Here is a 20,497-nt window from a genome sequence, read left to right as displayed (position 1 = left end):
TACATTAGTATTCTAACATAAGTTTTTAAAAACGTTAGTCTTTTGACTCATAAATTTCTGGTTTTAAAACACCAATGTAAGGTAAGTGACGGTAATCTTCTTTATAGTCCAAGCCAAAGCCAACCACAAACTCATTTGGCACGATATAACCAAAGTAGTCGACATCCATATCCACAACCCGACCTTCTGGTTTATCTAATAATGTCACAATTTTTACAGATTTAGCTTGGCGATATTTAAATAAATCAACCAAATAACGTAATGTTCGTCCGCTATCAATAATATCTTCTACTATTAAAATGTCACGACCCGCAACGTTCGTATCTAGGTCTTTAACAATTTTCACTTCACCTGAGGAAACGAGTGCCTCACCATAACTTGAAACATCCATAAAATCCATTTCTAAATGGATATCCATTTCTCGCACTAAGTCTGCCATAAATGGAATAGCACCTTTAAGTATCCCTATTACTAAAGGATTTTTCCCTTCATAATCACGAGCAATTTGCTGTCCTAGCTCTTTTGTTTTTTCTTGGATTTGTTCTTTTGTCACAAGAACCTTTTCAATATCTCGTTCTAACATTCCGTTTCTCCTCCCGAATTATCGGCTTTATTATATAGTAACTTGTACTGTATTTTATCAGTTTCAGGAACAATACTCAAATAACTTTTCCTAAAGGGTGGAATCCATAAAACTTCCCCGTGTCGATTGACTACCACCCAAGCGTTATCCCGTTTTTCCTTTGGCCATTTATTATCAATAAAGTAGCGACTAATCTTCTTCATGTTGCCTTGCTGATTCATGATAAACGCATCTCCCGGAAGCGGTCGACGTATCGTGAGCGGTAAATCGCTCTTCAATACCGTCAAACTATTCTTCTCGTTCAATGTCGCTGATTTTGTTTCTACTAACGAAAACTGTACACCCGGCTCCACTTTCAATACATCTCCTAGTGTCATCTCATAAGAAGCACAATCCTCGTTTACTCTAGAATTCTCTGTTGTCTTCGCTTTTTGATGGACGAGTTGAATCACCGTATAAGTCGTCATAATTTGCCAACCCTCTTCTAAAGGATAGGCTTTTTGTGGTGCCTCACTTCTTATCATCTGTAAAACGGCTTGCACTTGTCGATGATTGATGTTGATTCCTTTTGAAATAACCGTGTCTTCCAACCACTTGGTAAACACCATATATTGTAAACTTTCAGGCTGACGCAAAAATCCTGCTCTGTTAAGTTGCGGTCGTTCATCCAAATCATATGTGACAAGTTCAGCATACATTGGGTCCACAACTTGCGACACAATATCTTTAGTATAGTTTAGTTGTGTGACGAAATGATGAAAATGTTGCAAATAATTTGGATTTTCTTTTTCGATTAAAGGTAACCAATCATGGCGAATACGATTTCGTTGATACTCGCGTGAACTATTTGTAGCGTCTTCATAATAATCTAGTCCGTGCGTGCAAGCATAATGCAAAAGGTCCGCCTTCGAAGCAAAAAGGAGGGGCCGTACAAGTAGATAAGTAGCACGTTGTTGTGACATCGAGATGCCTGACATATCCCAAATATAGCTACCTGTCACTAAACGACGTAAAACCGTTTCCACTTGGTCTGTCCCATGGTGCGCTGTCACTAGATGCGTATAGCCGTGCTGACGACAAATCCGATCAAAAAAAGCATAGCGCGCTTCACGCAATGTCGCTTCTGAAATCACCTGAATGTCACTTGGTACTTCCCACGTTTCACTGTAAAAAGGCAGTTGCTTATCTAAACAATACTCTTTTAAAAACTGTTCTTCCTCTAACGACTGCTCACGTAAACCATGGTTAAAATGAACGACTCCGATTTCCGGATGCACTTTACTTGGCAGCCGTTGTAGCAAGTCTAATAACACCATTGAGTCTACTCCCGTTGAAACAGCAACTAAGACGTGGTCATTTCGTGTAAATAGTTTTTCCTGTTTAACTTGTAAATAAAACGCTTCTTGAAGTGTCATCTTGACCTCCTAAAAATAAAAAAGGATAAGTCCTCACTTATCCTTTCGTATATTAATTGCGACGACCGCCACGACCGCCACGTTTTCCTTCTGTATTACGTTTTAGAGACAACAGACGATCTTCACTATCTTTCATAAAGTCTGACATTAAATCATCAAAACTTTGTTTCTTAGGCGCTGAATGGACCGCTGGTTTTCGGTATTCTTTACGAGGTGCTCGCGCTTCACGTTGTGGTTTGCTAGGCTGTGCATCTTCTTGTAAACGACGAATAGATAGACCAATCTTACCGTCATCTCCAACACTCATAACCTTAACTTCCACTGTTTCTCCTACTTTTAATACATCATTAATGTCTTTGACAAAACTATTAGAAACTTCACTGATATGCACTAAACCTGTCTTACCTTCTCCCAAATCAATAAAAGCACCAAAATGTGTAATGCCTGACACCTTACCAGATAGCTTTTCGCCTACTTCAATCGACATAAAACTGTTGCTCCTCCTTCATCCTTATAAACCATTTATTTAAAAAATTAATACGCCTTGTTCACTCTCAGGTTATCCGTCTGAGCCCGTCTCCTGTTCATCTATCGGTTCTTCTTGCGTTCGACTAGATGAAGGGAAATGATACACTTGCTCTCCTTCACGCGAATAAAAATATTTTGTTCTGGCTAACTTTTCCAAATATTCATTATCTTTTAGCAACGCCACTTCATTCGCTAAAGCTTCGTGTTGTGTTTTTAACTCTTTTTGTTCCTTCATCACTACCGTCGCTTCTTGATCGACCACCCGTAGTTTATGATAGTTCTTGATAATGTTGACGCCTAGTAGCAGAAATACAATCAACGAAACGCCAAAAACAACGGCCAACCGACGACGACGATAAATAATTGCTTGTTGCATTTTACCAAATAAATATCGTTGTTCCTCAGTGTATCTCATATTCTGTTGTGATGGTGAATGTTCTTGATTGTGTGACATGACACTGCCCAACTTTCTGTTCTTCAAATTTTCTCTTTCAAGATAGAGGCATCATGGATAATTATAGCAATTCTACAGTACAATGTCTAATCATTTTTGTTCTGAATATCGACCTTTTCTTCACTGATTATTTCATACATTTCTTTTGCGTCTTCTTTTTTAGTTGACTCATGTAAAGCTAACACTTTAACAGTCAATATCCGATTACCAAATTGAATTGCTAAAATATCATCGACCTTAACTTTAGATGATGATTTAGCTACTTGATCATTCAGAGTAATACGTCCCTTATCTGCTACTTCTTTAGCAACTGAACGTCTTTTGATTAAACGTGACACTTTTAAAAATTTATCTAAACGCATTGCTTTCACCTTTTCTTTTTTATTTTATCGCCTAATGGAATAAGCGACCATTCTTCTAACGTAAAAATTTCAGCTCGCCATACGCTGCGAGCAAACACAACGACACCTACTAAAACACCGACTAACACCACCACAAACAGCGTTAAGCGTGAGACGTATAATGCCGGTAATACCACTTGAATCACTTTTTTATAAATGATGACACTCAGGGCCATTTTACCTAGCGCTATGACAAGTGGCACCACTTCTGCACGCGACTGTCTTGCTTGTGGATATAGTTCTTTTCTTAAAAAGAATAAACTAGTTAGAAACGCAATGACTGTGGATAAACTTGCTCCGACCGTTCCCCACCATTTAACAAAAGGATAACTTAAAGCCATCTTTAACACTAAACTAATCACAAGACCCCAAGCCAACGTACGTGTTTGTCCCATACTTTGACCAACCATTTGAAACACTTGGATCATCGAAAGAACATAGACAATCACGGTAAAAAGACGCAGTGCTAAAGTTTCTTGCGTGTCACCAAATAAAACACGATTTAATTCAGGTAGCAAGACAATCAGTCCTACGGTTGCGGCACTACTTAACACACGCATGATTTTTACAACTTGTCTAACTGCTGCTTGATATGCTAAGGACGATTGTTGCTGAGCCTTTGTTAGACGAGGCAAATAAGACGTGACAAAGCTTAGCGCGATCACAAGTCCTACTTGAACAAAAGGTTGACCTCGGTCAAAGGCACCTTTGACCATTTTGGCTTGTAGGTCTAAATAGCCATGTGCGACCAGCCCATTTTTTAACGAAAACGAATCAATGAATTGGCAAAACATTAAATTCGCACTATAGCCCCAGATTAATGCACCTTCCGTAAACAGGCGCTTAGTTACCTCTTCAACAGAGTGTTTCTGTGACATTTTTAGTGGCCACAATAGAGCGGGCGTCTGACTACGATACCGATATACCATTAAAACAATTAAGGCCGCTACACCTCCGACAACTGCTCCAGTTGAAGCATACGCCCCCATCTGATACAAAGAAAAAGAAGCTTGTGTATACCAATATGCCGCTATTAAAATCATCACTACGCGAATGGTTTGCTCCCACAACTGAGAATGAGCGGTAGCCGTCACATTTAGTTCTCCTTGAAAGTAACCACGGTAAATCGCTAACCATGGCGTTAATAAAAAACTAAAAGATGTGACACGGATAACCGGTGATAAAAGCGCGTCTCCCATTGCTTTGGCTATTCCCACACTAAAAAGAAAAAAGACTAAAAATAAGGCAACGCTTAATAACAAACTCAACCAAAAAACAAGCTGAATTTTTTCCTGTTTCTTTTCAAAGTCCCGCTCCTCCGCTACTAACTTTGATAGAAAAAGGGGAATTCCATTCAAACTCAACGTGACTGCTAAGCCATAGATTGGATAGACTTGTTGATAAACATAAAACCCTTCATCTCCCACCATATTTTGAAATGGCACACGATAAATCGCACTTAAAATCTTAACAATAAAAGAACTCATCACTAAGAGCCATGTCCCTTGTAACATTCGGGTGGTCGATTGCTTACTCATCTTTCGCCTCCGTTTGTTTCGTCATAGCCTCTTCACGCTCTTTTTGTAAAGCTTCCGTGACTTTACCAATTTCATTTAACCACAACTCGGTCATCATGACTTTTGGTAAATGTAAAATAATGTGCATTTGTTCATCGTTCATTCGCATGTCGGCTTTCAACTTGGTTACAGCCAGTGCTTTAAAGAGCTGTTCAACCATATACGTTTTCGTCCCCGCCACACTTAGCACTAATGTTACTTTTTGTCCCTGCTTCTCTATTTTTTCAATCAAAGCACGTTCACTATTCATTTTAATACGACCGATTGCAAGTAAATATGCCACTTCGTCTGGAAATTCACCAAAACGGTCCATAACGTCGTCTACTAATTCCTCGTACATCGCTTGGTTTTCCAACTCACGAACGCGTTTATAAATTTCAATTTTTTGTCGCTCGTCTGGAATATAGGCATTAGGAATATAAGCATCGACTCCTAACTGAATCTCAACGACTGTTTTCGGTGCAGTCGTTTGCTTACCTTGCTTACGCTGAACGGCTTCATTTAACATTTGTGTATATAAGTCAAAACCGACGGAATCAATAAACCCATGCTGTTGAGAGCCTAAGATATTGCCAGCTCCGCGAATGGATAGGTCACGCATGGCTAACTTAAAACCAGATCCTAGTTCAGTAAAATCTTTCATCGCTTGAAGTCGTTTTTCACTGACTTCAGTTAAGACTTTTTGTGGTTCGTACATCAAATAGGCAAAAGCTACACGATTACTTCTCCCCACACGCCCACGCAATTGATAAAGCTGAGATAAGCCCATATGGTCGGCATTTTCCACAAACAACGTATTCACGTTAGGAATATCTACTCCTGTTTCAATAATCGTGGTGGTCACTAACACGTCATACTCACGATTAATAAAATCAAAAAGTATATTCTCCAATTGCACTTCTGTCATCTGACCATGTGCAAATGCAATCCGTGCGTCCAGCACTAACTGTTGTAACTCACCCACTTTTTGTTCAATCGTGTCAACACGGTTGTGTAGATAGAACACCTGTCCTGAGCGTGCTAATTCGCGTTCAATACCATCTCGAATCGCCCCAATATTTTGTTCCATGACATACGTCTGGACGGGATAGCGATTAGACGGGGGTGTTTCAATGACGGACAAATCACGAACACCAAGCATTGACATATGCAACGTTCTTGGAATAGGCGTTGCAGTTAAGGTTAAAACATCGACTTCTGAGCGCAATTGTTTTAGGCGTTCTTTATGTTTCACTCCAAATCGTTGTTCCTCATCTATTATTAACAAGCCTAAATCTTGGAAGACGACATCTTTTGAAAGAATTCGATGTGTTCCGACTACCACATCCGCTTGCCCTTTTTTCAACTTTTCAATCGTTTCTGTCTGTTGTTTTTTCGTTCGAAAGCGACTTAACAACTCGACATTTACAGGAAAATCAGCAAACCGTTCTAACATCGTTTCATAGTGTTGTTGTGCCAAGATTGTCGTTGGTACTAAAAACGCGACTTGTTTATTATCACGCACAGCCTTAAACACTGCTCGCAACGCGACCTCCGTCTTACCGTAGCCAACATCTCCCACTAATAAACGGTCCATCGGTTTCGCTTTTTCCATGTCACGCTTAATCTCTTGAATACTTCTTAACTGATCATCTGTTTCACTATAAGGAAAAGCGTTATCAAAGGCAGCCTGCAAATTATCATCTGGTGAAAAAGCAAAGCCTTTTTCTGCTTCACGTGCTGCATATAGTTGGATTAAATCATCCGCTATATCCTCCACTTTGGAAGCTACCTTGCGTTTCGTTTTAGTCCATTCCGTCCCACCTAACTTATTGATTTTCGGTGTCTTGGACTCAGAGGCAACGTACTTTTGAATCAAATCTAACTGTGTGACGGGAATAAAGAGTTTATCGTTATTTTGGTAAACAATCGTCATGTAGTCTTGATGGACACCATCCATCTCTAGCGTTTCCATTCCTATATATTTACCAATTCCGTGATTCACGTGCACAACGTAATCGCCAGTTTTTAATTCATTATAACTTTTCAACCGTTCCGCATTAGAAATGGCGCGTTTCCGTGCTTTCGGTCGTTTTTTCACTTGTAAAAGTTCATGTTCGGTGACTACTACCAGTTTTTCATCAATTAATTCAAAGCCTGTCTGCAATTCTCCAAGGCGAATTTGAACGGCTTGCTCGAGTATCGGACCATCATGTTGTACCACATATTCAATGGCGTGTTCTCTTAACAATTGCTGAATCTTCTGACTTTTTTCTATTGTATTAGTTAAAATAATCACTGTTTGCTGTTTTTTCTTCCAGCTATTTAATTCGACTTCAAATAAGCCCATCTGCCCAAAGAACTGCTGCATCGTTCTCACTTGAAAATGATGAATCTGTTGAAACTTAAGATTTCCCATCCCTTTTTGAAACACTGAGAAATAACTTGTTGCCACAGCAGTTTTTTTAAGAATTTCGCGAATCTCCCGACCATACGACACGGAAGGAAGTAACTTATGTAAGGCTAACTGTTCACTAATCCACTCACCCTGCTCAGTTAACATCTCCTTTTCCACTTCTAAAATCCGACTATAATCATCTAAAATAACCGCATCGTCTGCTGCTAAATGCTCAATCATCGTACGAGCGTCTGGCATCAGATAGTAAATAAAGTGACGATCCTCCAGAGTCCTTTCACCTGCACGCCATTGTGTCGTTAAACTATCCATATAGTGAGTCGTTGCTTGTTTTGCTTCTTCATCTTTTAGTTTAGATGTATAAGCATGTACGTCTTTTTGTAGTTTATCTGCAGCAGGTTCGTAGACTTCTGGAACGATTAGGACATCTGTGGCTGGTTTGATTTTAATTTTTTCTACATTTTCAATAGAGCGTTGAGTATCAGCTTCAAAGTATCTTAGCGAATCAATTTCATCGTCAAAAAAGTCAATACGAAATGGATAATCTGATGTTAAAGGATACACATCTACAATACCACCGCGCACACTAAACTCGCCTGGTTTCCCTACCATACTTTCACGGACGTAACCCATCGTAATCAAATCTTGTGTCAATTGTTCAATTTCTACTGTATCGCCTACTGCTAACTCTTTTTCATAACGTTGCCATGTTTCTTTACTTGGCAAATAGTGACGCGCACCAGCAGCCGGTACAACTAGAATACCCGTGCGATTACTGTAAAGAAATGATAATGCTTCTATCCGATCAGCAATAGCCTCTGGTGAGGCAAAGCCCATTTCCACAGCCAACACTTCATTTACCGGATAACTGTACAGCTCTTCTTCTGGAACAAGATGGCTTAAGTCATCTAATAATTGATTCATTTGATGAAGATTTGGGGTTACGACAACGAGTTTTCTTTTTTGACCATAGTAAAGAGAGGCTAACGTTAGCGTTTTAGCTGATCCCGTTAACCCTGTCACTAATTGTGTTTGTTTTTGCTCCATCCCAGATAACCAATCTTGCATTGTGGGACTATTCATAACTTTTTTGATGAGTTCCATATTAATCTCCTACTTGTTGAATCGGTTCATTGTGCCAACAAAATCTTCTTGTTCCAACCAATCTTCAATAGCGTCTGTCGCTAAGTGAATAGCACCGCCTATTTCTTCATGAACCTCTTTGGCAAAAGGACTTAAAACGTGTGACACCACATCTTGTTTAGGATATGGTCGACCAATACCGATTTTAATCCGTTGAAAATTCTGTGTCCCTAAGTGCTGAATCAAACTTTTAATACCATTATGTCCACCTGCACTGCCTTTTTGTCGCAAACGTATTTTTCCGATTGGCAAATCCATGTCATCATAGACGACTACAATATCTGATAAGTCTATTTGAAAATAATCCATTAAAGGGCGTATCGCTCGACCAGATTCATTCATATAGGTAACAGGTTTAGCTAATATCACTTTTTCTCCATTAATAAACGTTGTGGCAACGTCTGAATCAAACATCGCCTCATTCGGTTGAATCCCTAGTCGATGGCAAAGCTCATCGACCGTCATAAACCCAACGTTATGTTTTGTGGTCATATATTTTCGTCCTGGGTTTCCCAGTCCTACAATTAATTTCATGGTGCATATCCTCCATTATTTTATCCAACACAAAAGAGCTGAGCAACAAGCGCTGCTCAGTTTTTCTTCTTTATTATAGCACACACCGTTCAATGCGTCATAACGTAACCTTTACCCTTTATTCCATCCATGTCACGCATGAAAACCTTATTTTTTCATCTACAAAGAGAATGTGTTATGATACAATCAAGTCATTATTAAGATAAACGAGGGTGGGCTATGAGTAAACAAACGAAAATCATTGGTATATTATTATTAGTCTTAGTTGTAATGTTAGGCGGCGTTTATTTCTATCAACGAAACTTTTTTACGACTCACTTTTTACCTAAGACGTACGCAAACAATACTGATATTAGTGAACTAACGGTTGCACAAGCTGAGAAAAAAATGTTGGAACGTAACAAAAGTCAAGTCTATGAAATCAAAGAAGGAAAAGAAGTCATTGAAACACTTCCTAAAGAATCATTAGGTATTCATTACGACTTTCGTGATGATTTAAAAAAAGCGATGAAACAACAAAAGCCAAGTCGCTGGTTCCTTGACTCACGTCAGAAAAAACAATTAATTTTAACCAACCATAATTTAAATGAGCAAGAGTTACAAACACAACTCAATCAATTAAAAGAAAAGCTAGATAAGATAAATGAAGAACGACAACCTGCTCAAAATGCTTCGATTGAAAAAACGGAAGTGGGCTTTGAAATCAAACCAGAAGTTAAAGGCACGGCGATTGATACTGGAGAAGTCATGGCAGCTTTAACTAAATCGATTCAAGCAGGCGAGTCGACATTGGACGTTTCACACTTTGTTCACCAGCCAACGGTCAAAGCTAACGATCCAAAGTTAAAAGAAAAATTAACACAACTGGAAAAAATCTCTAATCAAACCGTGTCCTATACATTAAGTGGCGAAAAAATTGACGTACCAAAAGAAACTGTGACGTCATGGTTTATTTACAATCCTGAAAGTCAGGAAATCGATATTGACCAAGAAGCAACAAAAGCTTATTTAGCATCACTCGGTCAAAAATACAACACGAGTACTAATCCAACCAAGTTTAAGAGTACCAAGCGTGGTGAAGTTACCGTTCCTGCTGGCACTTACAGTTGGACACTTGCTGTCGATACGGAAGCAGCCGCCTTACGTGAAGACTTATTAGCTGGCAATAGTGTCAATCGCGTTCCAGCATTTCAAGGTAGCGCACCAGCTGGGGCACCATTAATCGGCAACACCTATATCGAAATCGACATGAGCAATCAACACATGTACTTTTATAAAAATGGTAAATTAGAATTGGAAACAGATATCGTTTCAGGAAAACCAACTACTCCTACCCCACACGGCGTTTTTTATGTTTGGGATAAGGTAAAAGACACGACGTTGCGAGGCACTAACGACGATGGTTCAAAATATGCTTCCCCTGTCGACTACTGGATGCCAATTGATTGGACGGGTGTAGGAATTCATGACTCTCCTTGGCAACCAGCTTACGGAGGGCAACTATGGGAAACAATCGGTTCACACGGTTGTATCAATACCCCACCATCACTCGCCGGTAATTTATTTAACGCTGTAGAAGTCGGCACGCCTGTTTTAGTTTTTTAATCAGCAAAAGACGTCACCTTTATTAAAAAGGTGACGTCTTTTTTTACCACTAGATATAGTAGGTCACATCATTTCAAAATAATCTTTTTATTGAATAAAATCTCAATCAATCATGAATATTTTTATCCTTTAACTATAAATCTAAAACAAGACCACTATGAAAAAAACTAATGAAAACACACCACTTCTTGCTTATCACTCCTAAACCACTTAATCCTCCCTACTCTTGTTCAACACTAAACATTGTATATAAGATTTTTGTCACACACAAGATATAGTGTTTTAGCAAGGAAAAATGTTTGACTTCACCACAATTTAAGGTATACTAATAATTACGAATAATAAACATATGGAGGTCATGATAGATGAAAACAATAACACTTTACACAAAAAACAATTGCCCTCAATGTAAAATGACTAAACGATTTTTAGCACAAAAAGATGTGACATTTGAAGAAATCAACATTGATGAGCAACCACAATATATAGATTGGTTAAAAGAACAAGGACACCGCACTGTACCCGTTCTAACAACAAATGAAAGTATGACTATCGTCGGATTCCGTCCAGATCAATTAAAAGCGTTGGCTGTTTAATATGAAAATTGTTTATTTTAGTGTGACCGGTCAAACCCGTCGCTTTATCAAAAAAGTCGATTTGCCAGCTTATGAAATTGATCCGATGAATCCCTTTCACGAATTAAATGAACCTTACTTACTAGTCGTTCCTACTTATGATGTTGATGTCACCGAAGTAGTGAACGATTTTATTGAGTACAAAAGTAATCAGCAAAATTTAGTCGCTGTTGCCGGTGGTGGCAACCGTAATTTTGCCGATCTTTTTATTTTTACAGCGAAGGATATCGCTCGGGACTACAACATTCCCTTGGTCTTCTCGTTTGAATTTAACGGGACACCTGAAGATGTTGAAAATTTCAAGAAAGTAGTGAGTGACCTTGAGTCTAAAAGAACTAACTGATGTGACTTATTTTGAACTGAATAATGAAATTAATCGTCCTGTCGATAATCAAATCCCTTTACATAAAGATAAAGAAGCCTTAGCTGCTTTCTTTAAAGAAAATGTTGAACCTAATACGATGACTTTTTCCTCTATTCCTGAAAAAATCGCCTATTTGATTGAACATGATTATCTAGAAAAAGAATTTATCGAAAAATATGACATGGCTTTTATTGAAGAGCTATATGACTATCTTTTCGCACAAAACTTTGAATTCAAGTCATTTATGGCTGCTTATAAGTTTTATTCACAGTATGCATTGAAAAATAATGCGGGAACGCAATACTTAGAACGTTACGAAGACCGCGTTGCTTTTAATGCGTTATACTATGCAGACGGCGACCAAGAGTTGGCAAAAAACTTAGCGGAAGAGATGATTTATCAACGTTATCAACCGGCTACTCCTTCTTTCTTAAACGCTGGTCGTAAACGTCGTGGCGAACTCGTTTCTTGTTTCTTACTACAAGTAACTGACGATATGAACAGTATTGGCCGTTCCATCAACAGCGCGCTACAACTATCACGTATCGGTGGTGGTGTAGGGATTTCTCTTTCTAACTTGCGTGAAGCAGGGTCTCCTATTAAAGGATTTGAAGGGGCAGCGAGTGGGGTCGTGCCTGTCATGAAACTTTTTGAAGATAGCTTTAGTTATAGTAATCAACTTGGTCAACGTCAAGGAGCTGGGGTTGTTTATCTTGATGTTTTCCACCCAGATATTGAAATGTTCCTGTCTACTAAGAAAGAAAACGCCGACGAAAAAATCCGCGTTAAGACACTTTCTCTTGGTTTAACCGTTCCTGATAAGTTTTACGAATTGACACGCGAAAATAAGGAAATGTACTTATTTAGCCCTTATAGTATCGAACGTGAATATGGCGTGCCGTTTTCATACATTAACATTACTGAAAAATATGACGAACTAGTTGCAAATCCAAACATCCGCAAAACTAAAATCAATGCCCGCGATTTGGAAAATGAGATTAGTAAATTACAACAAGAATCGGGTTATCCTTATATCATTAATATTGATGAAGCTAACCGCCAAAATCCAATAGACGGAAAAATCATTATGAGTAACTTGTGTTCTGAAATCTTACAAGTTCAAACACCTTCTGTGATTAATGACCGTCAAGAATATGAAGAGCTTGGAACAGATATTAGTTGTAACTTAGGCTCAACAAATATTCCAAACTTAATGGAGAGCCCTGATTTTGGTAAATCTGTACGTACGATGACACGTGCCTTGACATTTATCACAGACTCTTCTGACATCGAAGTTGTCCCTTCAATACGTAACGGCAATCGTTTAAACCATACGATTGGGTTAGGTGCTATGGGATTACACTCTTACTTCGCTAAAAACCAAATGATTTACGGTTCTGAAGAATCCCTTGATTTTACAAATGTCTACTTCATGTTATTAAACTATTGGACACTTGTAGCAAGTAACCAAATCGCCAAAGAACGTGGCGAAAGTTTTTCAAACTTTGAAAAATCGGATTATGCTAACGGGACTTACTTTGACCGTTATATCGAAGATGTGGTCACACCAAAATTTGATAAAGTCAAAGCCCTATTTGCCAATATCGATATACCGACAGCTGCAGACTGGCAAGCATTGAAAGAAAATGTCATGCGTGATGGCTTATACCATCAAAACCGCTTAGCCGTTGCGCCAAATGGTTCTATTTCATATATTAATGACACTAGTGCGAGTATCCATCCGATTACTCGTTTAGTTGAAGAACGTCAAGAAAAGAAAATCGGAAAAATTTACTATCCTGCACCATACTTAAGTAATGACACCTTACCATACTACACGTCCGCTTACGATATGGACATGCGAAAAGTTATCGATGTGTATGCTACGGCACAAAAACATGTCGATCAAGGTATGAGTTTGACACTATTCATGCGTTCTGATATTCCTGAAGGCTTGTACGAATGGAAAACAGAAACAACAAAACAAACGACACGTGATTTAAATATTCTACGCCACTATGCTTTCCATAAGGGCATCAAATCTATTTATTACATCCGTACCTTTACGGAAGATGAAGAGGAAATCGGCAGTAATCACTGTGAGAGCTGTGTCATCTAATTTTGAAGGAGGAAAACAGAGTGAGTCACGAAACATATTATGAAGCCGTCAACTGGAATGCTATTGAAGATATGATTGATAAATCAACATGGGAAAAATTAACCGAGCAGTTTTGGTTAGATACCCGTATCCCTCTATCCAACGACTTAGATGATTGGCGTCAACTATCAGACTTAGAAAAACAAACGATTGGCTATGTCTTCGGAGGATTAACCTTACTAGACACGATTCAATCTGAAAACGGGGTGGAAGCGTTACGTCGTTCTGTACGGACACCTCATGAAGAAGCTGTTTTAAACAATATTCAATTTATGGAATCTGTCCATGCGAAAAGTTACTCGTCTATTTTCAGTACGTTGAATACCAAAGCAGAAATAGATGAAATTTTCCACTGGACGAACACTAACGAATATTTACAAAAGAAAGCTAAGATTATCAATGAAATTTATCTTCATGGGACTGATTTAGAACGTAAAGTAGTCAGTGTTTATGGCGAGACTTTCTTATTCTACTCTGGGTTTTACGCCCCATTGTATTATCTAGGGAATAATAAACTAGCCAACGTAGCAGAAATCATTAAGTTAATCATTCGTGACGAATCCGTTCACGGAACGTATATCGGTTATAAATTCCAGTTAGGCTTTAACGAGCTATCTGATGAAGAACAAGATGAAATGCGCGATTGGATGTACGACTTATTGTACGAGTTGTATGAAAACGAAGAAAAATATACGGAGTTATTATACGACGAATTAGGTTGGACGGATGAGGTTAAAACGTTCTTACGTTATAATGCCAATAAAGCCTTAATGAACTTAGGAATGGACCCACTCTTCCCTGATACAGCAAATGACGTGAATCCAATTGTAATGAACGGTATCTCAACTGGAACTAGCAACCATGACTTCTTCTCTCAAGTAGGAAATGGGTACTTACTAGGAACGGTTGAAGCGATGAAAGAAGACGATTATACGATTGGTCTTTAATTAATAGATAGCAAAAGGAGATTGTGTCACGGACACAATCTCCTTTTTAATTGAGGAATGACTTTAATTCTTCAAAAGAATGAATCGTATAGGTGGTTGCTACTGTCTGATTTTCTAATTTACGTGGATTGTACCAACATGTATCAATGCCCGCTTGAATTCCGCCTTGCATATCGGCAGATAGCGAATCACCAATGATTAGTACTTTTTCTTTCTCAACAGTAGGTATTTTAGCAAATACTTCATCAAAGAAACGTCGATCTGGTTTTTGATAACCAATTGTTTCGGATACAAATAATTGATTGAAATAAGATAGTAAATCTGCACGTTCTAACCGTTGATATTGCGTTTTTTCTACACCATTTGTCACAACATACAAGTCATAGTTAGCCGCTAATTGCGGTAACACCTCAGCTACTCCTGGCATTAAAAAAGGTTTGTCACTTAAAAATTGACGAAAATAGCGATCCATTTGCTTTCCATCTTGACCTTGACCATATTTTTTAAAAATATAATCAAAACGACCAGCCAATACCTCTTCACGTGTTAATAAATTTTTCTCCAGAGCCCCCCACAAAGCATGATTATGTGCAGTAAAATCTTGCTGAATTTCTTCTGTTAACACGATACCTTCTTGTTCAAACAAACGATTTAACGCATAGACTTCTGCTTCTTTAAAGTTCAATAATGTATCGTCCACATCTATCAATAATACATCATATCTCATCTCGTCCCCTCCTCTACCTTCATTATTATAATCAACTTTCAGTCATTCGACTACTTATAAGAAAATTAAAGTATTTTACTTTGACACATATACGCGGATTCAGTAAGATAGAAACAGTATATAGATAACAGGAGGCGTATAAAATGAACGTGTTAATAACTGCTGGCGGAACATCCGAACGTATTGATCAAGTTCGACATTTAATGAATCGTTCAACAGGTCGTCTAGGAAAAGCTCTTGCTGAGTATTTTTCAACATTCTCAGAATGTCAGATTACCTATGTTCATGGTAAAAATGCCGTCTTACCTGCATTAGAAAATCATACTTTTTATCCCATTGAATCCGTTGGTGATTTAGAAAAGACTCTTAAAAAGTTATTATCAGATAATCATTATGATATCATCATTCACGCTATGGCTGTGAGCGACTATCAGTTTGCGACAACTTCACATATCGAGCAATTATCCCAGCAAATTACACAAGCCATTCGACAAACGGAAATAGATTTATCACAGCAACCAGACCAATTGGAATGTTTAATCACAGACGTTCTCACTAAGGACCTGATGGAAGAAACGCCTGCGTCAACGAAACTTAGTTCAAATTTCGATGACTTACTTATTGGCTTAAAGCGCGCTCCCAAAGTCATTGCCCTTTTACGACAATGGCAACCAAACGCTTTTATTGTCGGTTTTAAATTATTAGTAGACGTTAGTAACGAAGAACTCGACCGTGTCGCCACAGCATTATTGCATAAAAATCAACTAAACTTAGTAGTGGCGAATGACTTGACACGTCTCACAGACGATACGCATCCAGCGCGTCTAGTCCATTCTGATGAATCTGTCCTGGCTGTTTCAACGCGCCAAGACATTGCTAAAGGTATTTATCACGCTTATCTCAAACAAAAAGAGGAGATGTAACATGACAAAACGTATCTTACTTGGCGTTTCGGCTAGCATATCCGCTTATAAAAGCGCAGATATCGTGCGTCAACTAACCAAACAAGGATGTGAAGTAGAGGTCATCATGACACGACATAGTACGGAGTTCATTACACCTCTCACTTTACAAACTTTATCTCGAAAATCCGTTCACACCGATGTGATGGCTGAACCTATCCCAGATCAAATCAATCATATTGATATCGTCAAGCGTCATGACTTATTCGTCGTTGCACCGGCTTCTGCTAATATTATTGGCAAAATCGCGAACGGTATCGCAGATGACATGTTATCTACGACTGCTTTAGCAGTACATGACATGCCTAAACTAATTGCTCCTGCGATGAATACCTATATGTACGAAAACCCTGCAATGCAAGCTAATCTAGTCAAACTCAATCAATATGGCTATCACATCATCGAACCTCGTGAAAGCTTACTGGCTTGCGGTGATTATGGAAAAGGTGCACTTGCACAACCAGACGTCATTGTAGATGAAATTTTAAAGGCGCTCGCCTAATTTGGAGGAATTGTCACTCATGAAAACCCGTGATTTAACATTAACAGCTATTTTTCTAGCGATTATATTTCTATTTGCTTTTACCCCTTTAGGTTTTATCAATTTAGGAGTTATTAAAGCGACACTTATTCATGTGCCTGTCATTATCGGAAGTATCGTTTTAGGACCTCGCATTGGAGCCTTACTAGGACTCGCATTTGGTGGTACAAGCTTATTAATTAATACTTTGACACCGTCACTGCTATCCTTTGCTTTCTCACCGTTTATTCCTGTTATCGGAACACAGCATGGTAGCTTGTGGGCATTGGTCATCGTCTTTATCCCTCGTCTATTAGTGGGAATTGTCCCTTACTATGTTTTCAAAGGGTTAGAACCTATTGTAAACAAAAAAAGCCACCGACCACTCGCATTTATTACGGCAGGAATTGCAGCGTCTATGACAAACACACTCTTAGTTATGAACCTCATCTATTTATTGTTCCAAGACGCGTACGCTATGGTTAAAGACATGCCAATAGGACCAAGCCTTTACAAAGCTGTTCTCACAGTCATTTTTGTTAACGGTGTGCCAGAAGCTATTGTAGCGGGAATCGCTACTGCTGTCGTTACACCGCTGCTGCTTCAGTTTAAAAATAAAAGAAGATAAAAAAAAGCCTGACTTTTAACAAATAAAGTCGGCTCTTTGTCAAATAGGACTGATGAATCAAAATGAAGTCGAAAGATGAGTGGAACTTGTTCCATTCATCTTTTTTATTTTACTTCAATGAGGCGATTCATCATGAATATTCTTAATTTCATGTTCTCAAATGATTTAAATCCATAGGATACCCGTTTTAAAGTTTTAATATGTGTGTTTTTAGCTTCAATCTTACCGTTTGAATAAGGATATAGAAGAGAGTTACGAATCCCTTCTTCATAGTTTAAAAGGTTTTGAAGTTTCTTACGAAATTCTGAATCCAATGTTTCAGGTAGTCCTTTTAGTTGTTGGATAAATGACACGTGATTTTTACTTCTGAAAGCATCCATCATATCATGAAAACAGTGATAGGCTTCTTTTAATGGTTCAGAATAAGACAAAAGACGGTCAATCATCATGGCTTCTGTTTGATAAGGATAATGGGGTGCACGGAAACTGCGCCATGTTTTATATTCTGAATGATTGATAGACATTCGGTCCTTCGTTAAGCGACGCCAGTTGGCTTTTAATTTTAGGTAACCTAAGTGGTTATGCTGTTGTTTCAATCGCTTCATTTCCTTAATACGAAAGTCCTGAAAGGCTTTATTACAATGTTTAACCACGTGAAATCGATCAATAATAATCTTGGCTGACGTAAAAACACTCTTCGTCAATTGAAAGTAAGCGGCATTCATATCTGTGACTAATAATTTGACGTCGTTAGGATTCGGATACTTTTTGAAATGAGCAGTCAAATGCGTTAACTTCCGTGAAGGAAGTATATTAATAAGTTTTCCTGTTATACCATCTGCACAAATAAAACTCATGGTGTCTTCTGAAGAACAATGGGAACGAAATTCATCTACCATTAAGACCTCCGGCAAGTACGTTTGATAGGGAGTTGGTAAATAACTTTTTATTGAGCGTAATACCCTAATGACGGTAGTAATAGAAACATGGCATAACTTCGCAATTAAAGTGAATGAGATTTTTTCTTTTAATAAATCTATTATTTTAAGTATCACATGTCTTGAAATAGAGTGTCCTTTCTCGACAAAATAAGGGGTAGCGGTCCAATGATGAGCACAATTTTTACAGGTATAGCGTTGTTTTGCGACGTTCATAATTAAAGGTAAATGATTAAATTGATCAAAACGCACGACCGCTTTTTTCTTACCATTTCTTACGACTACTTGCTTTCCACTTTCGTTATACACCGTTGAACCACAATGATGACAAGGCATTAGTGGGGGTGAAAAAGTAGCGTTGACCACACATGTTTGTTGTCCTTTTACCATTTCGTAAGAAATGTCAGATGTGATTAAATTTGGCTCTATGATTCGAAGTAATTTTTTGATATCATTAGACATGAGCATATCGCCTCCCGTTTGTTTTTTTGTGGTAAATTAATCATATAGGAGAACGGTATGCTTTTTAATACCTAAAATCAAGAAAATTAAAAAAGGGCTGATGAATCACTTTCTGATTCATCAGTCCTTTAAATTATAGAGCCATAAAGTCAGGCTTTTTTCTTCACTATTTAAAATAATAAGAAAGTTGTTCTAAAGCACTTTTTTCCATTATAAGTTGACCATGTTCAATCAAAAGCTCCGGACTAATCGAGGCTAATTTTCCATATTCTAACATGCGACCTAATTCAATTTCCATCATTTTATGTGTCAATTCTTCGACATAAAACGTTACATTTAAAAAATATTGCTGTTGATATTGATAAAGGTCAGTAGAGGCTGATTGGAAACGTTGTGTTTTAGCTAACTGTATTGCTTCTTCCAACGAGCGAAAAGCAATCACATAATGAACTTGAGGCGCTTCTTCTACTTCAATCGATTTATCTTCCAGTGGTGTTTGGGCCACTTTATCTTGTATTAAATCACCAAATGCACCTTGATTAATCAGGTCCGTAATATCTGGCAGTCCTTCTCCATCACTGGACATCAAGTTTTTACTAATAAAAAGCTCTAAACCATTTCGATTAGGCATGACTTGAAAAGTGACAGCGTCAGTCTCTTGGAACTGCTCATCGATATCAACTTCTTCTAAAATACTATGAAAAAACTCTTCGATTTGTTTATGATTTCCTAGCAAATCTAAAAAGGTGATGCCTCTTTCTTCTAGATCTTCATTTTCAATTAGTACACGAATAGTATTTTCATTGATTCGTTCCATTTCCATCGTACATACACCTCACTTCTTTTTACTTACCTATAACACTCATTGTAGCTTAATTACTGAGAATGTAAAGAAAAAAATACCTCGCCAAAAAGACGAGGTATTAAATCTTATAATCCTGCCATGAGTTGGGCATGTTTTAATTCTAAGGCACGAACTTCACGAGGTAAGAAACGTCGAATTTCATCTTCGTTAAACCCAACTTGAAGTCTCTTTTCATCAATCATGATTGGTCGTCGCAATAATCCTGGGTTTTCTTGGACCAATGTTAGTAAGTCTTGCAGTGGTAATTCATCTAAATCCATATCTAGTTTTTGAAAGACTTTTGAGCGAGTCGAAATAATTTCTTCTGTACCGTCTTCCGTCATTCTTAAAATTTCTTTTAACTCAGATATTTCAAGCGGCTCAGAAAAAATATTACGTTCCTTAAACGGAATTTCTTGCTCCACTAACCACGCACGTGCTTTACGACAAGATGTACAACTGGGAGAGGTATATAGTGTCAACATATGAGTCACTCCTTTTGATGCTCTCGACATCTTTATTTAATACAGGTTTTTATTAACCTTGTATAACCTTAATTATAACCTATGTTACAAACAATTACTATATCTTTTTCAAAAAAAGTAAGATTTTTTCACAAAAGAATCCCTTATTTTATCGCTTTTTCATAGTTTTTTCTCACTTTCACCACATTTAAA

The 20,497-nt window shown here is 38.0% G+C and carries 20 protein-coding genes; 8 read left to right on the top strand and 12 right to left on the bottom strand.

Translation table 11 applies throughout. The features are described from left to right. Window positions 1–34: 34 nt before the first annotated feature. The 8 genes from hpt to pth all read right to left on the bottom strand — a co-directional run bounded on the left by hpt (window position 35) and on the right by pth (window position 9,030). The gene (gene hpt, locus M2919_RS07935; RefSeq protein WP_023605521.1) at window positions 35–583 is read right to left on the bottom strand and encodes a hypoxanthine phosphoribosyltransferase; all 549 of its coding nucleotides are present in this window, start codon (window positions 581–583) and stop codon (window positions 35–37) included. Continuing rightward, on the bottom strand, window positions 577–1,998 hold the full coding sequence (gene tilS / locus M2919_RS07930; RefSeq protein ID WP_248848597.1) for a tRNA lysidine(34) synthetase TilS: 1,422 nt from the start codon (window positions 1,996–1,998) through the stop codon (window positions 577–579). Before tilS ends, hpt begins: the two co-directional genes overlap by 7 nt. Before the next feature lie 52 nt (window positions 1,999–2,050). Beyond that, on the bottom strand, window positions 2,051–2,485 hold the full coding sequence (locus M2919_RS07925; RefSeq protein ID WP_023605519.1) for a S1 domain-containing RNA-binding protein: 435 nt from the start codon (window positions 2,483–2,485) through the stop codon (window positions 2,051–2,053). 72 nt (window positions 2,486–2,557) lie between these two features. Further along, window positions 2,558–2,980: an FtsB family cell division protein gene (locus M2919_RS07920; RefSeq protein ID WP_126762454.1), complete on the bottom strand. Its 423-nt coding sequence runs from the start codon at window positions 2,978–2,980 to the stop codon at window positions 2,558–2,560. A gap of 86 nt (window positions 2,981–3,066) precedes the next feature. Further along, the gene (locus M2919_RS07915; protein ID WP_023605517.1) at window positions 3,067–3,342 is read right to left on the bottom strand and encodes an RNA-binding S4 domain-containing protein; all 276 of its coding nucleotides are present in this window, start codon (window positions 3,340–3,342) and stop codon (window positions 3,067–3,069) included. A gap of 5 nt (window positions 3,343–3,347) precedes the next feature. Then, window positions 3,348–4,919, bottom strand: coding sequence for a putative polysaccharide biosynthesis protein (locus M2919_RS07910; RefSeq protein ID WP_248848596.1), 1,572 nt, complete (start codon window positions 4,917–4,919; stop codon window positions 3,348–3,350). Beyond that, window positions 4,912–8,457: a transcription-repair coupling factor gene (gene mfd, locus M2919_RS07905; protein ID WP_248848595.1), complete on the bottom strand. Its 3,546-nt coding sequence runs from the start codon at window positions 8,455–8,457 to the stop codon at window positions 4,912–4,914. Before mfd ends, M2919_RS07910 begins: the two co-directional genes overlap by 8 nt. A 9-nt stretch (window positions 8,458–8,466) precedes the next feature. Then, the gene (gene pth, locus M2919_RS07900) at window positions 8,467–9,030 is read right to left on the bottom strand and encodes an aminoacyl-tRNA hydrolase (RefSeq protein WP_126762447.1); all 564 of its coding nucleotides are present in this window, start codon (window positions 9,028–9,030) and stop codon (window positions 8,467–8,469) included. Window positions 9,031–9,249: 219 nt separating this feature from the next. Between pth and M2919_RS07895 the strand changes: the two genes are divergently transcribed. The 5 genes from M2919_RS07895 (at window position 9,250) to nrdF (ending at window position 14,739) form a co-directional block, all read left to right on the top strand. Then, entirely contained in the window at window positions 9,250–10,635 is a 1,386-nt protein-coding gene (locus tag M2919_RS07895) for a L,D-transpeptidase family protein (RefSeq protein ID WP_248848594.1), read from the top strand. Window positions 10,636–11,000: 365 nt separating this feature from the next. Continuing rightward, window positions 11,001–11,231: a glutaredoxin-like protein NrdH gene (gene nrdH / locus M2919_RS07890; RefSeq protein WP_023605512.1), complete on the top strand. Its 231-nt coding sequence runs from the start codon at window positions 11,001–11,003 to the stop codon at window positions 11,229–11,231. 1 nt (window position 11,232) lies between these two features. Continuing rightward, entirely contained in the window at window positions 11,233–11,613 is a 381-nt protein-coding gene (gene nrdI / locus M2919_RS07885) for a class Ib ribonucleoside-diphosphate reductase assembly flavoprotein NrdI (protein ID WP_248848593.1), read from the top strand. Continuing rightward, window positions 11,591–13,753 carry a class 1b ribonucleoside-diphosphate reductase subunit alpha gene (gene nrdE, locus M2919_RS07880; RefSeq protein ID WP_202585613.1) on the top strand — a complete coding sequence of 721 codons (2,163 nt, stop codon included), beginning with the start codon at window positions 11,591–11,593 and terminating at the stop codon, window positions 13,751–13,753. The genes nrdI and nrdE overlap by 23 nt, the downstream gene beginning before the upstream one ends. 20 nt (window positions 13,754–13,773) lie before the next feature. Beyond that, window positions 13,774–14,739 (top strand): class 1b ribonucleoside-diphosphate reductase subunit beta, encoded by a 966-nt coding sequence (gene nrdF, locus M2919_RS07875; protein ID WP_023605509.1) that lies wholly within the window; start codon window positions 13,774–13,776, stop codon window positions 14,737–14,739. A gap of 46 nt (window positions 14,740–14,785) precedes the next feature. Here nrdF and M2919_RS07870 read toward each other — a convergent pair whose 3' ends face one another. Continuing rightward, window positions 14,786–15,466: a YjjG family noncanonical pyrimidine nucleotidase gene (locus M2919_RS07870; RefSeq protein ID WP_248848592.1), complete on the bottom strand. Its 681-nt coding sequence runs from the start codon at window positions 15,464–15,466 to the stop codon at window positions 14,786–14,788. 143 nt (window positions 15,467–15,609) lie between these two features. On the opposite strand from M2919_RS07870, the gene M2919_RS07865 reads away from it, so the two are divergent. The 3 genes from M2919_RS07865 to M2919_RS07855 are packed head-to-tail and all read left to right on the top strand — an operon-like array spanning window position 15,610 to window position 17,576. Beyond that, entirely contained in the window at window positions 15,610–16,389 is a 780-nt protein-coding gene (locus M2919_RS07865; RefSeq protein ID WP_126762438.1) for a phosphopantothenoylcysteine decarboxylase domain-containing protein, read from the top strand. Between the two features lies 1 nt (window position 16,390). Further along, on the top strand, window positions 16,391–16,930 hold the full coding sequence (locus tag M2919_RS07860) for a flavoprotein (RefSeq protein WP_168413269.1): 540 nt from the start codon (window positions 16,391–16,393) through the stop codon (window positions 16,928–16,930). Window positions 16,931–16,949: 19 nt separating this feature from the next. Further along, a complete protein-coding gene (locus M2919_RS07855; RefSeq protein ID WP_126762434.1) occupies window positions 16,950–17,576 on the top strand; it encodes an ECF transporter S component in 627 nt (208 codons plus the stop codon). A 104-nt stretch (window positions 17,577–17,680) separates the two neighbouring features. Here the strand turns inward: M2919_RS07855 and M2919_RS07850 are convergent, their stop codons facing one another. The 3 genes from M2919_RS07850 to spxA form a co-directional block, all read right to left on the bottom strand. After that, entirely contained in the window at window positions 17,681–18,976 is a 1,296-nt protein-coding gene (locus M2919_RS07850) for an ISL3 family transposase (protein ID WP_248848279.1), read from the bottom strand. Between the two features lie 166 nt (window positions 18,977–19,142). Beyond that, the gene (locus M2919_RS07845; protein WP_023605504.1) at window positions 19,143–19,799 is read right to left on the bottom strand and encodes an adaptor protein MecA; all 657 of its coding nucleotides are present in this window, start codon (window positions 19,797–19,799) and stop codon (window positions 19,143–19,145) included. Between the two features lie 107 nt (window positions 19,800–19,906). Then, window positions 19,907–20,305, bottom strand: a complete 399-nt coding sequence (spxA, locus tag M2919_RS07840) for a transcriptional regulator SpxA (protein ID WP_023605503.1) — start codon at window positions 20,303–20,305, stop codon at window positions 19,907–19,909. Window positions 20,306–20,497 lie beyond the last annotated feature (192 nt).

Source organism: Vagococcus lutrae (assembly GCF_023299185.1).
In the GTDB taxonomy this organism is placed as follows: domain Bacteria; phylum Bacillota; class Bacilli; order Lactobacillales; family Vagococcaceae; genus Vagococcus_A; species Vagococcus_A lutrae.
This window is presented reverse-complemented; position numbering and strand designations above follow the sequence as displayed.